The sequence below is a fragment of the Methylobacterium symbioticum genome (assembly GCF_902141845.1).
Classification (GTDB): domain Bacteria; phylum Pseudomonadota; class Alphaproteobacteria; order Rhizobiales; family Beijerinckiaceae; genus Methylobacterium; species Methylobacterium symbioticum.
On the sequence record NZ_CABFPH010000049.1, the window covers coordinates 26,058 to 39,456 of the forward strand.

The 13,399-nt window shown below is 72.6% G+C and carries 10 protein-coding genes; 3 read left to right on the plus strand and 7 right to left on the minus strand.

The window, feature by feature from the left end; genetic code table 11:
* Positions 1 to 11 precede the first annotated feature (11 nt).
* Positions 12 to 1,121: a chorismate synthase gene (gene aroC / locus MET9862_RS16725; RefSeq protein WP_142584047.1), complete on the plus strand. Its 1,110-nt coding sequence runs from the start codon at positions 12 to 14 to the stop codon at positions 1,119 to 1,121.
* A gap of 19 nt (positions 1,122 to 1,140) precedes the next feature.
* Complete coding sequence (ribB, locus tag MET9862_RS16730) at positions 1,141 to 2,217, plus strand: 3,4-dihydroxy-2-butanone-4-phosphate synthase (RefSeq protein WP_142584048.1); 1,077 nt, start codon at positions 1,141 to 1,143, stop codon at positions 2,215 to 2,217.
* A 42-nt stretch (positions 2,218 to 2,259) separates the two neighbouring features.
* On the opposite strand, the gene MET9862_RS16735 is transcribed toward ribB, so the two are convergent.
* Positions 2,260 to 3,945 (minus strand): methyl-accepting chemotaxis protein, encoded by a 1,686-nt coding sequence (locus MET9862_RS16735; protein ID WP_142584049.1) that lies wholly within the window; start codon positions 3,943 to 3,945, stop codon positions 2,260 to 2,262.
* Between the two features lie 299 nt (positions 3,946 to 4,244).
* Complete coding sequence (locus tag MET9862_RS16740) at positions 4,245 to 5,171, minus strand: histone deacetylase family protein (protein WP_142584050.1); 927 nt, start codon at positions 5,169 to 5,171, stop codon at positions 4,245 to 4,247.
* A 221-nt stretch (positions 5,172 to 5,392) separates the two neighbouring features.
* Between MET9862_RS16740 and MET9862_RS16745 the strand changes: the two genes are divergently transcribed.
* Positions 5,393 to 5,971 carry a L,D-transpeptidase gene (locus MET9862_RS16745; protein WP_142584051.1) on the plus strand — a complete coding sequence of 193 codons (579 nt, stop codon included), beginning with the start codon at positions 5,393 to 5,395 and terminating at the stop codon, positions 5,969 to 5,971.
* 235 nt (positions 5,972 to 6,206) lie between these two features.
* Here the strand turns inward: MET9862_RS16745 and acuI are convergent, their stop codons facing one another.
* From acuI to MET9862_RS16770, 5 genes are all read right to left on the minus strand, one after another.
* Positions 6,207 to 7,190: an acrylyl-CoA reductase (NADPH) gene (gene acuI / locus MET9862_RS16750; RefSeq protein WP_142584052.1), complete on the minus strand. Its 984-nt coding sequence runs from the start codon at positions 7,188 to 7,190 to the stop codon at positions 6,207 to 6,209.
* A gap of 24 nt (positions 7,191 to 7,214) precedes the next feature.
* Positions 7,215 to 7,859, minus strand: coding sequence for an acrylate utilization transcriptional regulator AcuR (acuR, locus tag MET9862_RS16755; RefSeq protein ID WP_142584053.1), 645 nt, complete (start codon positions 7,857 to 7,859; stop codon positions 7,215 to 7,217).
* Between the two features lie 126 nt (positions 7,860 to 7,985).
* Complete coding sequence (locus tag MET9862_RS16760; RefSeq protein ID WP_142584054.1) at positions 7,986 to 9,260, minus strand: NAD(P)/FAD-dependent oxidoreductase; 1,275 nt, start codon at positions 9,258 to 9,260, stop codon at positions 7,986 to 7,988.
* 253 nt (positions 9,261 to 9,513) lie between these two features.
* Complete coding sequence (locus MET9862_RS16765; RefSeq protein ID WP_142584055.1) at positions 9,514 to 12,825, minus strand: error-prone DNA polymerase; 3,312 nt, start codon at positions 12,823 to 12,825, stop codon at positions 9,514 to 9,516.
* A gap of 286 nt (positions 12,826 to 13,111) precedes the next feature.
* A partial coding sequence (locus tag MET9862_RS16770) for a DUF6504 family protein (protein WP_368773571.1) occupies positions 13,112 to 13,399 on the minus strand: 288 nt, incomplete at its 5' end.

Here is a 13,399-nt window from a genome sequence, read left to right on the forward strand (position 1 = left end):
CACGCAGCGCCATGTCGCACAACACCTTCGGCCACCTGTTCCGCGTCACCACCTTCGGCGAGAGCCACGGCGTGGCCCTCGGCTGCGTGGTGGATGGCTGCCCGCCCGGGCTGCCCCTCGAGGCCGAGGAGATCCAGGCGGAGCTCGACCGGCGGAAGCCCGGCCAGTCGCGCTTCACCACGCAGCGCCGCGAGCCCGACCAGGTCAAGATTCTCTCGGGCGTGTTCGGCGACGACCGCACGGGCGGGCGCCAGCTCACCACCGGCACGCCGATCGCCCTGGTGATCGAGAACACCGACCAGCGCTCGAAGGATTATTCCGAGATCCGCGACAGCTACCGGCCGGGCCATGCCGACTACGCCTACGACGCCAAGTACGGCATCCGCGACTATCGCGGCGGCGGCCGCTCCTCGGCCCGCGAGACCGCGGCGCGGGTCGCCGCCGGCGCCGTCGCGCGCAAGGTGATCCCGGCTGTGACGATCCGCGCCGCCCTGGTCCAGATGGGCCCGCACGCGATCGACCGCGCCCGCTGGGACTGGGACGAGGTCGCCCGGAACCCGTTCTTCTGCCCGGATGCGGAGATGGCCCGCTTCTACGAGGGCTATCTCGACGGCATCCGCAAGGACGGCTCCTCCATCGGCGCCGTGATCGAGGTGGTGGCCGAGGGGCTGCCCGCCGGGCTCGGCGCGCCGATCTACGGCAAGCTCGACGCGGATCTCGCCAGCGCGATGATGTCGATCAACGCGGTCAAGGGCGTCGAGATCGGCGACGGCTTCGCGAGCGCGGCGCTCCGCGGCGAGGACAATGCCGACGAGATGCGCGCCGGCAATGACGGCCCGGCCTTCCTCGCCAACCATGCGGGCGGGATCCTGGGCGGCATCTCGACGGGCCAGCCCGTCGTCGTCCGCTTCGCGGTCAAGCCGACCTCCTCGATCCTCACGCCGCGCCGCACCGTCACCCGCGACGGGCACGAGGCCGAGATCGTCACCAAGGGGCGCCACGACCCCTGCGTCGGCATCCGCGCCGTGCCGGTGGCCGAGGCGATGATGGCCTGCGTGCTCGCCGATCACGTTCTGCGCCACCGGGGACAGGTCGGGCCGGTGCCCGGCTCGCCCGTCTGACAACAATCCGAGACCGCCCGTGTCCCACGCCTCCGTCACCGAGTGCATCGAAGCCTTCGCCCGCGGCGAGATCGTGGTCGTCACCGACGACGACGACCGCGAGAACGAGGGCGACCTCGTCGTCGCGGCCTCGCTCTGCACGCCGGAGAAGATGGCCTTCATCATCCGCAACACCTGCGGCATCGTCTGCGCGCCGGTGACGCTGTCCGAGGCGCGCCGGCTGCACCTGACGCCGATGGTGGCGGCCAACGACGCGCCGCTCGGCACGGCCTTCACCGTCACGGTGGACGTGAAGCATGGGCTGACCACCGGCATCTCGGCCGAGCAGCGCTGCAACACGGTGCGGGCGCTCGCCAACGGCAATATGGGCGCGGCCGATTTCGTGCGCCCGGGCCACGTCTTCCCGCTGATCGCCCGCGACGGCGGCGTGCTCATGCGCTCGGGGCACACGGAGGCCGCGGTCGATCTGTGCCGGCTGGCCAAGCTCCCGCCGGTCGGCGTGATCTGCGAGCTCGCCAACGACGACGGCACCGTGATGAAGGGGCCGCAGATCACCGCCTTCGCCGACCAGCATGGGCTGAAGCGCGTCTCGGTGGCCGACCTCATCGCCTACCGGCAGGCCCGCGAGAAGCTCGTGGAGCGGGTCGGGCAGTTCCCGGTCAAGACCGAGTTCGGCACGATGACCGGCTACGCCTACACCACGCCCTTCGAGTCGATCCAGCAATTCGCCTTCGTGCAGGGCGAGATCGGCGATGGCCGCGACGTGCTGGTGCGCCTCCACCGCTCCAACGTGGTGGCCGACGTGATCGAGGGCGGGCGCCAGATCGAGCAGGTGATGGCGCGCTTCGCGAAGGCAGGGCGCGGCGTCCTCGTCTATCTGCGCGACGGCACCGCGGGCGTACCGCTGCAGCGGGTGGCCGACGAGGGCGCGGAGGCCCAGCGCGTGCGCCAGTGGCGCGAGGTGGGGCTCGGCGCCCAGATCCTGCGCGATCTCGGCGTGGTCTCGATCCGCAATCTCTCGACCTCGTCGCGCGCCTATGTCGGCCTCTCGGGCTTCGGCATCGAGCTCGTCGGCGACGAGCTCTTGGAGGGCTGAGGCGAGGCCGGCCCCGGCCCTCGGGCCGGGACCGGCGCATGCTCAGGCCGCGCGGACGCCGGCGAGGAAGCGGGCGACCTCGGCGTTGAGGTGCTCCGACTGGCGCGACAGCTCCGAGGCCGCGGCGAGGACCTGGGTGGCCGCCGCCCCGGTCTCGTCGGCGGCCTGGGCCACGCCGGCCATGTTGGCGGTCACCTCGCGGGTGCCGGTGGCGGCCTGGGCGACGTTGCGCACGATCTCCTGCGTCGCCGCGCCCTGCTCCTCCACCGCCGCGGCGATGCCGGTGGCCACACCGCTGATCTCGCGGATGCGGCCGGCGATGCCGGTGATGGCCTGGACCGCCTGGTCGGTCGAGCCCTGGATCCGGCCGATCTGCTGGCTGATCTCCTCGGTGGCCTTGGCGGTCTGGTTGGCGAGTTCCTTCACCTCGGCGGCCACCACCGCGAAGCCGCGGCCCGCCTCGCCGGCCCGCGCCGCCTCGATCGTGGCGTTGAGGGCGAGCAGGTTGGTCTGGCCCGCGATCTGCGAGATCAGCGCCACCACGTCGCCGATCCGGCCGGCGGCCTGGGCGAGGTCCTGAACGAGGTGCGCCGTCCGGTCGGCCTCGCCGACGGCGAGCTGCGCGAGGTCGGCCGAGCCGCCGACCTGCCGCCCGATCTCGGTCACCGAGCTGCCGAGCTGCTCGGCCGCCACGGCGACGGTGCTGACATTCGTGGTGGTCTCCTCCGCGGCCGCGGCCACCGCCGTGGACTGGCTCGCCGCCTCGGCCGCGGTCGCCGTCATGGTCTCAGCCGTCGCCTGGAGCTGGCTCGACGCGCTGGTCACGGTGGTGACGATGCCGCCGACCGCGGCCTCGAAGCCGTCGGCCATCTCGCGCATCGCCGCCTTGCGCTGCGCCTCCGCACCGGCCCGCGCCAGGGCGGCCTCCGCCTCCAGCGCCCGCGCGCGGATCATGTTGTCCTTGAAGACCTGCACCGCGCCGGCCATGGCGCCGATCTCGTCCCGGCGGCCGGCGGCCGGAATCGCGCTGCCGGTGTCGCCGCCGGCGAGGCGGTGCATGGCGGCGGTCATGACGCCGAGCGGCCGGCTCACCTCCAGGACGAGGAGCAGGGCCGCGCCCGCCGAGAGGGCCAGCGCCAGCAGAGTCAGGCCCGCCAGAAGCGTGTTGGCCCGCGCGGCGGTGGTCTCCGCCTCGGCGCGGCTGGCCTGCGCGGCGGCATCGACGCGCTCGGTCAGGGTGGCCAGGATGGCGATGACCTGCCGGATGCCGTCCGACATCTGCGTGTCGTAGCTCTGCGTCGCGCCCGACAGGTCACCCCGATCGGCCTGGGCCATGGTGGCCTCGTGCAGGGCGAGATAGCCGGACCAGGCCTTCTCGAAGCGCCCATAGAGCGCAACCTCCTCCGGCGCGGCGATCAGGGCCTGGAAGGCGGCCTGCTGGACCTTCAGCTCGGCGAGGCGCTGCTGGAGCGACTGGGCGGCATCCGCCTTCTGCTGCTGCGTCTGGGCCGAGAGCAGGCGGCCGCCATTGATGCGGATCCGCAGGGCGAGGGCCTGGATCTTGCCGAGCGCCTGCGTGGCCGGAAGCCGGACCTGCCCCAGCTCCGCAGCGGAGCCCGACAGCGCCCGGATCTGCATGAACGAAAGACCTGCGAGCGCGACAACCAAGGCGAACATCAGGCCAAAAGAAGCAATCAGTTTGCCTCTTATGGACAGAAACCCAAGCATGGCAATTCCACTCCTTCGATCAAGCATGCACTATTGCGCATCGACCGGGGAATATGTGGCCGTGAAGACGTTAAAACTTTATCGCCGCAGCGCAGCATGAAAAAATGTAAGGTTTTAAGGATACAAACCTGCGCCGGACGCCCAGCTCGAAATCGGCCGTTCCCGCTCGCAGGGGCTCCGAGGCGCATGGAGCGGATCGACGGGGCGGAGACCCGTACGGTCTCGCAGGCAGGGTCTCGGGACGGGGCAGGGGGTCGCGCCGAACGACGGCAGCCGCCGGCCGCCGCCCGAACGGGCGCTCAATGCCCCATCAGGGCGTCCACGTGCTCGTGGACCGACTTGCCGAGCCCTTCGAGGCTGTAGCCGCCCTCCAGGATCGAGACGAGGCGACCGCCCGCGTGGCGGTCGGCGAGATCGAGGAGCTTGCGCGTCGCCCAGCCGAAATCCGCCTCGTCGAGGCGCAGATTCGCCAGGGGATCGAGGCGGTGGGCGTCGAATCCGGCCGAGACCAGGATCAGGTCCGGCCGGAACGCGTCGACGCGGGCCACGATGGTCTCGAAGGCCTCGCGGAACACCGCGCCGTCGTCGTTGGGCCGGAGCGGCACGTTGACGATGGTGTCCTGCGCGCCCCGCTCCGAGGCGGCGCCGGTGCCGGGGAAGAGCGGCATCTGGTGCGTCGAGGCGTACATCACCGCGCCGTCGTCCCAGAAGATGTCCTGGCTGCCGTTGCCGTGGTGCACGTCCCAATCGACGAGCGCAACGCGGGACAGCCCGTGCGCCTTGCGCGCGTGGCGGGCGGCGATGGCCGCCTGGTTGAACACGCAGAAGCCCATGGCGCGGTTGCGCTCGGCATGATGGCCCGGCGGGCGCATCGCCACGAAGGCGTTCGCGCATTCCCCGGCCACGACCGCATCGACCGCGTGCATCGCGCCGCCCACCGCCCGGAGCACCGCCTCGAGGGTGCCGGGCGACATCACCGTGTCCCCGTCGATGGCGACCATGCCCTCCTTGGGCGCGGCGGCGACGATCGCCTCCACGTACGCCTCCGGATGGGCCAGGGTCGCGACGGCGGCCTCGGCCTTCGGGGCCTGGGCCCTCACCAGGCCGGAGAAGCGCTCGTTCTCCAGCACGCGCTCGACCGCGCGGATGCGGCTCGGCCGCTCGGGGTGCCCCTCGGGGACGATGTGGTCCAGGGCGGAGGGGTGGCTGACATACAGGGTCGTCACGGCTCTCTGAACCCTCCCGAAGGCCGGCGGCAGGCCGGGATACGCCGGTCACGTCTGTCGCGTGGCCTGTCGCGCACCTGCAACAGCGCCGGGCAATGTGGCACGGGGCCAACGTCCAAGGCTACGGCCCGGTGCCGCGAGCGGCTATGGTTATCCAGCCTCCTGAAACCGCCATGAGATGTGGCATGGGATCGGGGAGGTAGCCTCGAAAGGCGGATGACATGCGCATCGTCCCGATCATGGCGTGTGCCATCCTCCTCGGCGGCTGCAACTTCAAGGCGGTGCCCGATCCGACTCTGTCGGCTCGGGACACCGCCTTCATGGCTCTGGTGCCGCAGGCCGAGGACGACCCCCGCTACGGCCGCTGGCTGGTGAGCGACCCGACCAAGGAGGCCCCCGGCACGATCGTGGTCGAGACGAAGGAGCGGCTGCTCTACCTCGTCCTGCCCGACGGCAAGGCCCTGCAATACGGCGTCACCGTGGGCGACGAGGCCTATGGCTGGACCGGCCGCGCCACGGTCTCGCGCAAGGCCGAGTGGCCCGCCTGGCACCCGCCGGCCGAGATGATCCGGCGCTGGCCGCATGTCCACGCCATGGAGGGCGGGCCGGCCAACCCGCTGGGCGCCCGTGCCCTCTACCTGTCCGAGGGCGGGCGCGACACGCTCTACCGCATCCACGGCACCAACGAACCCGAGAAGATCGGCCAGGCCGCCTCCTCCGGCTGCATCCGCATGCGCAACATCGACGTGGTCGATCTGTTCAACCGCGTGCCGACGGGCGCGACGGTGATCGTGCGCTGAGGGCCCGGCCGCACCGCGCCCACCGCCGCGCTCACGATGGCGCCGGAGCGCCGTCCGGCAGCGCGACGCCCTCCGGGCACGGGAAGGGCGCCGCGGTGAGCGGGCGGCGTGTCGATCGGCCTGAGCCGTTGTTCTGAGGCGCTCTCCTTCGCCGCACCGGCAACCAGGCCGGGGAGAAGCGCTCGCGGTCATCGTGACGTGACCTGTTCCGTCCGTCTCTCCGCTCCGGGACCGGCTACCGGTTGACGTCGACGATCACGCGGCCGCGCACCCGGCCCGCCATGAGCTGCCCGGCCGTGGCCACGGCCTCCGACAGGCCGATCTCGTGCGCCATCGTGTCGAGCTTGGCCGGGTCGAGGTCGCGGACCAGCCGGCTCCAGGCCTCCAGCCGCTCGGGGCGCGGGCACATCACGCTGTCGATCCCGATCAGGCTGACGCCGCGCAGGATGAAGGGCGCGACGGAGGCCGGCAGGTCCATCCCCTGCGCGAGGCCGCAGGCCGTGACGACGCCGCGGTACTGCGTGGCGGCGCAGACATTCGCCAGGGTGTGGCTGCCGACCACGTCGACGGCGCCGGCCCAGCGCTCCCGGGCGAGCGGCTTGCCGGGCTCCGAGAACGCGGCCCGGTCGAGGATCTCGGCCGCGCCGAGACCGCGCAGATAGGCGGCCTCCTCGGGGCGCCCGCTGACCGCGGCGACGGTGTAGCCGAGGCCCGACAGGAGGGCGACCGCCGTGCTGCCGACCCCGCCGGCCGCCCCGGTGACGAGCACCTCGCCCTTGTCCGGGCTGATCCCGTGGCGCTCCAGCGCCATCACGCAGAGCATGGCGGTGTAGCCGGCCGTGCCGATCGCCATGGCCTGGCGCGGCGTGAATCCCTCCGGCAGCGGGACCAGCCAGTCGCCCTTGAGGCGCGCGACCTGGGCCAGGCCGCCCCAATGGGTCTCGCCGACGCCCCAGCCGTTGAGGACGACCTGGTCGCCCGGGCGATAGGCGGGATGCCGGGATTCGCGCACGGTGCCGGCGATGTCGATGCCCGGCACCATCGGGAACCTGCGCACCACCGGGCCCTTGCCGGTGATCGCCAGCCCGTCCTTGTAGTTCAGCGTCGAGTAGGCGACCGCGACGGTGACGTCGCCCTCGGGGAGCTGCGCCTCGTCGATCTCGCGCAGGGCGGCCCGGTCGCCGGCCTCGTCCTTCTCGATCAGGATCGCCTTGAACATCCGGTGCACTCCACGAGACGGCGCTCAGCGCGCCAGACAGGCCAGGAACTGGTTGGCGAAGAGGTCGAGGGGGGCCGGGCTCCGCTCGAGCTTGGCGCGCAGCACGGCGCCCTCCCAGCCGATCCAGAAGAAGGCCGCGAGCGCCGCGCAATCGGCCTCGGCCGCGATCTCCCCGGCGGCCTGCGCCTCCCGGAGGCAGCGCTCCGTCCGCGCCTGCCAATCGAGCAGGACGCCGTGCAACTGCTCCCGGAACGCCTCCGGCAGGGCGCTCATCTCCTGGCCGAGATTGCCGACGACGCAGCCGCGCCGGAACCCGAACCGCGCCATGCCGGCGCGCGCGTCGGCGACGAAATTCCTCAGGCGCTGGAGCGGGGCCGTGCCTGCGTCGCGCAGCCAGCGGTCGAGCTTGCGCGCAAAATAGCGCGCGTAGCTGTCGATCAGCACGGCGCCGAAGGCGTCCTTGCCGGGGAAGTAATGGTAGAACGAGCCCTTCGGAACGCCCGCGCTGCGCAGGATCTCCTCGAGGCCGGTCGCCGAATAGCCCTTCTCCGACAGAGCCGCGACGCCGGCGCGGATCAGGGCCTCCCGGGATGTGCCGTAGGCGGGCGCCGCCCGGGGCGGGCGGCCACGTCGGCGCGGGGCGGGGGACAGGGCCGATTCGGATGCCATGATTTCATAGTAGACCGGTTGACTATGAAATACAAAACCACCGCGATCATCGCCCGTCACGCAAGGGCCCGAGGGGCTGCAAGGGCCTGTCGCGTGATCCCGGGATCACGCGACAGGCCCCCGGCTTCAGAGGAAGCGCCGGGGATCGAAGGGGGCGAGGGGAATCTCGGGCTCCGCACCGCCGACGAGCTGGGCGACCAGGCGCCCGGTCCGGGCCGAGCCCACGAGGCCGACATGGCCGTGCCCGAAGGCATAGACCACGTCGGCGGTCGCCCGGGCCGGTCCGATGCAGGGGCGCCCGTCCGGCATGCTGGGGCGATGCCCGAGCCACACGCGCAGGCGGTCCGCGGAGACGGACCCGCCCAGATCCGGGAACATCGTGAGCAGATGGTCGCGCAGGATCTCCGCGCGCTTCCAGTTGGGCGCCGCCGCCAGCCCGGCGAACTCGACCTGTCCGGCGGCGCGCAGGCCCCCGTTCATGAAATTCGCGATCATCTTGGCGTCGGAGGCCATCACCGGCGTGCGCGGGCCGACCGCGGCATCGGGGATCATCACGTGGTAGCCGCGCTCGCTCTCCAGGGGCAGCGGGTCGCCGAGCGCGGCGGCGAGCGCCTTGGAGCGGGCCCCGGCCGCCACCACGGCCCGGTCGCAGGCGATCTCGCCCTGCTCCGTCACCACCGCCCGGAGGCGCCCGCCCTCGTGGCGGAAGCCCGTCGCCCGGGTCTCCCGGTAGGTGGCGCCCCGCGCGCGGGCCAGCTCGGACAGGGCGGCGACGTAGCCGCCGGGGTCGCGGCAATGGCCCGCCTCCTCGACCACGAGGCCGAAGGTGTAGCGCGGATGCAAGTGGGGCTCCCGCTGCCGCAACTCCTCGGCCGAGAGCTCGAGCCAGGCGACGCCGACCTTGCGGCGGATGGCCCAGGACCGGGCATCGCCCGCGAAGGCCGCGCGGTCGGGATAGACGTGCAGGACGCCGCGCCGCTCGATCAGCTGCGGCACGCCGGCCTCGGCGGCGAGGCCCGCATGGAGCTTGGGCGCATCGACGAGGAGCGTCCGCATGGCCTGGGCCGTCCGCTCGATCTGGGCGGTGGTCCGGGCGCCCAGGAGGAAGCGGATCAGCCAGGGCAGGACCTTCGGCAGGTAGGTCCAGCGGATCGAGAGGGGGCCGAGCGGATCGAGGAGGAAGGAGGGGACCTTCTTCCACATGCCGGGCTCGGCCGGCGGGATCACGGAATGCGAGGAGAGCCAGCCGGCATTGCCGTAGCTGGAGGCCTGCTCGCCGCCCGGCTGGCCGGGATCCACCACCGTCACGCGATGGCCGGCCCGCAGGCACTCGATCGCGCTCACGGTTCCGACGGCGCCGGAGCCGATGATGACGACGTGGCGCGCTGGTCCTGCAGACATCCGCTGCCTTCCTCGAGAGCCGCCGATCGGGCCCCGGGTGGCTTATACCAAGCTCTCGTTGATGCCGACCGGTGGTCGGCATCAACGAGGTCCGGCGGACGACCGCCGCCGCCAAGATCCGTCCCACTGCGCGCGGGCGGACCTCGATGAGTCAGGCTCATCGAGGTCCGGTATGAGAGTATGTTTCGCCGGAAGGGTGACCGATCCGGCCCCGGGCGGCCAAGATCGATCGGCCCCGTGCGGGCGCTGGCCCTCAATGGAAATCCCGGCTGCGGAAGACGCGGCGGTCGACCGGGACGCCGAAATCCGTGGTCTCGGGCGGCAGGCGCACGCCGCCCTCGCGCAGGGCCCGCAGCTCCTCCGTGAGATCGCGGAAGCGCTCGGCGATCAGGTGGACCACCGCGCCCGCCCGCTGCACCCGGCCCTGCACGGCCAGGAACCGGGCCGTCATCGCGGTGCGGCGGTTCGCCTCGAATATGTCCTTCCAGACGATGACGTTGGCGATGCCGGTCTCGTCCTCGATCGTGAGGAAGACCACGCCCTTGGCGGTGCCCGGGCGCTGGCGCGTCAGCACGAGGCCGGCCACGCTGACCCGGGCGCCGTTGCCCCGGTCGTGATGGTCGCGGGCCGGGATCACCCCGATCCGGGCGAGCCGCGCCCGGAAGAAGGCGACCGGGTGGCCCTGCAGCGAGAGGCCGGTCGCGGTGTAGTCCTCGGCCACCGCCTCGGAGAGCGGCAGGGCGGGCAGGTCCACGGCCGGCTCGTGGCGGAACAGCCCGTCATCGGCGTGCAGGGCGAACAGGGGCAGGGGCGCCTCGAGCCGCCGCGCGCGGGCCTCGTCCGCGGCGACCGGGCCACGCAGAGGACCGCCTTCGAGGGTGCGCACCGCCCAGAGCGCCGCCCGCCGGTCGAGGTCGAGGGAGCGGAAGGCGTCGGCCTCGGCGAGGCGCTCCAGGGCGTGACGGGGCAGGGCCAGGGCTGCCTGCAACCCCTCGATGCTGGCATAGCCGTTGCCGCGCCTGTCCACGAGGCGGCGCATGGCGGCCTCGGACAGGCCGCTCACCAGACGCAGGCCCAGACGCACCGCCATGCGCCGCGCGACGCCGGGGGGCGGGCGCCCCGAGGCCGGCTCCAGGGTGCAGTCCCAGTGGCTGGCATTCACGTCGACGGGGCGCACCTCGACCCCGTGGCCGCGGGCGTCCCGCACGAGCTGGGCCGGCTGGTAGAAGCCCATCGGCTGCGCGTTGAGGATCGCGGCCAGGAACACGTCCGGGTGCCGGCATTTCAGCCAGGCCGAGGCATAGACGAGGAGGGCGAAGCTCGCCGCGTGGCTCTCGGGGAAGCCGTAGGTGGAGAAGCCGCGGATCTGCGCGAAGCAGCGCTCGGCGAAGTCGCGCGGGTAGCCGCGGCCGGTCATCCCGCCGATGAACTTCGCCTCGTAGGAGCCGATCGTCCCGACATGCCGGAAGGTCGCCATGGCCCGGCGCAGGCCGTCCGCCTCGGCCGGGGTGAAGCCCGCCGCGGTGATGGCGATCTGCATGGCGTGCTCCTGGAAGAGCGGCACGCCGTAGGTCTTGTGCAGGAGGGCGTGCAGCTCGTTCGCGGGGCCGTGGTCCGGATGGGGCGCCGGATAGGTGACGGGCTCCGCGCCGCTCCTCCGGCGCAGGTAGGGGTGGACCATGTCGCCCTGGATCGGGCCGGGGCGCACGATCGCCACCTGCACCACGAGGTCGTAGAATTCCCGTGGTCTCAGCCGCGGCAGCATCGCCATCTGGGCCCGGCTCTCGACCTGGAACACGCCGACGGAATCGGCCCGGGCCAGCATCGCGTAGACCTCGCTGTCGCCCTGCGGCAGGTCGGCCAGGGTCGGGTAGGCGCGGCCGTAATCGCGCTCCAGGAAAGCGAGGCCCCGCTTCAGGCAGGTGAGCATGCCGAGCGCCAGCACATCGACCTTCATCAGGCCGACCACGTCGATGTCGTCCTTGTCCCACTCGATGAAGGTGCGCCCCGGCATGGCCGCGTTGCCGATCGGCACGGTCTCGTCGAGGCGGTGCCGGGTCAGCACGAAGCCGCCCACATGCTGCGAGAGATGGCGCGGGAAGCCGACCAGGGCGGTGGCGAGGTCCACCGCCTGCCGGATCAGGGGATTGCCCGGATCGAGCCCGGCCTGGACGATATGCGCGTCGGGCAGGCCCTTGCCCCAGGAGCCCCAGACCGTGTCGGCGAGGGCGGCGGTCACGTCCTCGGTGAGCCCCAGGACCTTGCCGACCTCGCGGATGGCCGAGCGCGGGCGGTAATGGATCACGGTCGCGCAGATCGCGGCGCGCTCCCGGCCATATTTCCCGTAGAGGTACTGGATCACCTCCTCGCGCCGCTCGTGCTCGAAATCGACGTCGATATCGGGCGGCTCGCCGCGGTTCTCGGAGATGAAGCGCGCGAACAGCAGCCGGATCTTGGTGGGATCGACCGCGGTGATGCCGAGGCAGTAGCAGACGGCGGAATTGGCCGCCGAGCCGCGCCCCTGGCAGAGGATGCCCCGGTCCCGCGCGAATTCCACCACGTCGTAGAGGGTGAGGAAGTAGCGCGCGTAGCCCATCGTCGCGATGAGCCGCAATTCCTCGCGCAGGGTCGCCTCGATCTCGGGCGGGATGCCGTCGGGGAAGCGCCAGCCCGCGTGGAAGAAGGTCCTGTCCTCGAGGTATTCCTGCGCCGAGCGGCCCGGCGGCACCGGCTCGTCCGGATACTCGTAGGCGAGCTCGCCGAGCGAGAAGGAGCAGCTTTCGGCGATCTCGACGGTGCGGGCCAGCGCCTCCGGGTGATCGGCGAAGAGGCGGGCCATCTCCGCGGCCGGCTTCAGGTGACGCTCGGCATTGGCCTCGAGCCGGTAGCCGGCCTCGTCCAGGGTGCAGCCCTCGCGGATGCAGGCGAGCACGTCCTGCAAGGGGCGCCGCGCGGGATGGTGGTAGAGCGCGTCCGAGACCGCGACCAGGGGCGCGCCGAGCCTGGCCGCGGTCTCGGCGAGGCGGGCGAGGCGGGCGCGCTCGCCGCCGCGCCGGGCGTGGCTGCCGGCGAGGAAGGTCCGGCCCGGCGCCGCCGCGGCGAGGGCCCGCGTGGCGGCGAGGAAATCCTCCGGCATCTCCGCGCCCGCCGGAGGCATCCCGATGAAGACCTGCCCCTCGGCCTGGGCCAGCATCTCCGAGAGGGAGAACAGGCAGGCTCCCTTGCGGGCCCGGCGATTGCCCGTCGAGAGCAGGCGGCAGAGCCGGCCATAGGCCGCCCGGTCCATCGGATAGGCGATGGCCTCGAAGCCCGCATCCGTGACGAGGCGCACGCCGGGCAGGAAGCGGATCTTCCACGCCTCCGGATCGCCCGCCTTCCAGGCCTTGCCCGGCGCCACCCGCGCCGCCGCGTAGGCGCGCACCAGCCCGGCCGTGGTGTTGCGGTCGGCGATGCCGATGGCGTGGAGGCCGTAGAGGATCGCCTGCTCCACGTAGTCCTGCGGGTGCGAGGCCCCGCGCAGGAAGGAGAAGTTCGTGGAGACGGCGAGCTCGGCGTAAAGGGTCATGGCCGCGCCGCGCCAGGCCGGAGCCGGACGGTACACGCGCGCCCCTCTCCCCGCCTGCGGGGAGAGGGCTCAGCCGACTCCGTCGTCGGCTGAGCGAGCCGGCAGGCGGGGGTGAGGGGGCGTCGACGGAAGAGTCCTCTCCGGTGCCGCCCCCTCACCATCGCTACCGCTCGCCCCATGCACGACGAGGTGCAGGGGGCCCTCTCCCCGCAGGCGGGGAGAGGGGGATCCTCACGGCTCGCCGGGCCCATCGTGGGCATGCGGATCCCTGCGGACACGGTGATCCTCACGCGAAGACCCCGTGCACGAACCACGCGGCCGGGCGCTCCGGCGCGTGGGGACCGCTGCGGTAGAGCCAGAGGCGGCGGCCGGCCTCGCACTCGACCGCGTAGTAGTCGCGCTCCGGGCCGTCGGCGCGCCACCATTCGGGGGCGATCCGCTCCGGCCCCTCGGCACGGGCGATCCGGTGCAGGCGGGCGCGCCAGCGGAAGCGCCGCGGCGGCCCGTCGGGGGCGAGCGCCAGCACCTCCTCGGCCGGCTCGCTGCGGGCCAGCAGCAGCACCGGCCGGCGCGG

Bases quoted from the DNA above. Each gene is read 5' to 3' on its own strand.
- aroC (WP_142584047.1), top strand. From the start codon at position 12: ATGTCGCACAACACCTTCGGCCACCTGTTCCGCGTCACCACCTTCGGC.
- MET9862_RS16735 (WP_142584049.1), bottom strand. From the start codon at position 3,945: ATGCTTGGGTTTCTGTCCATAAGAGGCAAACTGATTGCTTCTTTTGGC.
- MET9862_RS16745 (WP_142584051.1), top strand. From the start codon at position 5,393: ATGCGCATCGTCCCGATCATGGCGTGTGCCATCCTCCTCGGCGGCTGC.
- acuI (WP_142584052.1), bottom strand. From the start codon at position 7,190: ATGTTCAAGGCGATCCTGATCGAGAAGGACGAGGCCGGCGACCGGGCC.
- acuR (WP_142584053.1), bottom strand. From the start codon at position 7,859: ATGGCATCCGAATCGGCCCTGTCCCCCGCCCCGCGCCGACGTGGCCGC.
- MET9862_RS16760 (WP_142584054.1), bottom strand. From the start codon at position 9,260: ATGTCTGCAGGACCAGCGCGCCACGTCGTCATCATCGGCTCCGGCGCC.
- MET9862_RS16765 (WP_142584055.1), bottom strand. From the start codon at position 12,825: ATGACCCTTTACGCCGAGCTCGCCGTCTCCACGAACTTCTCCTTCCTG.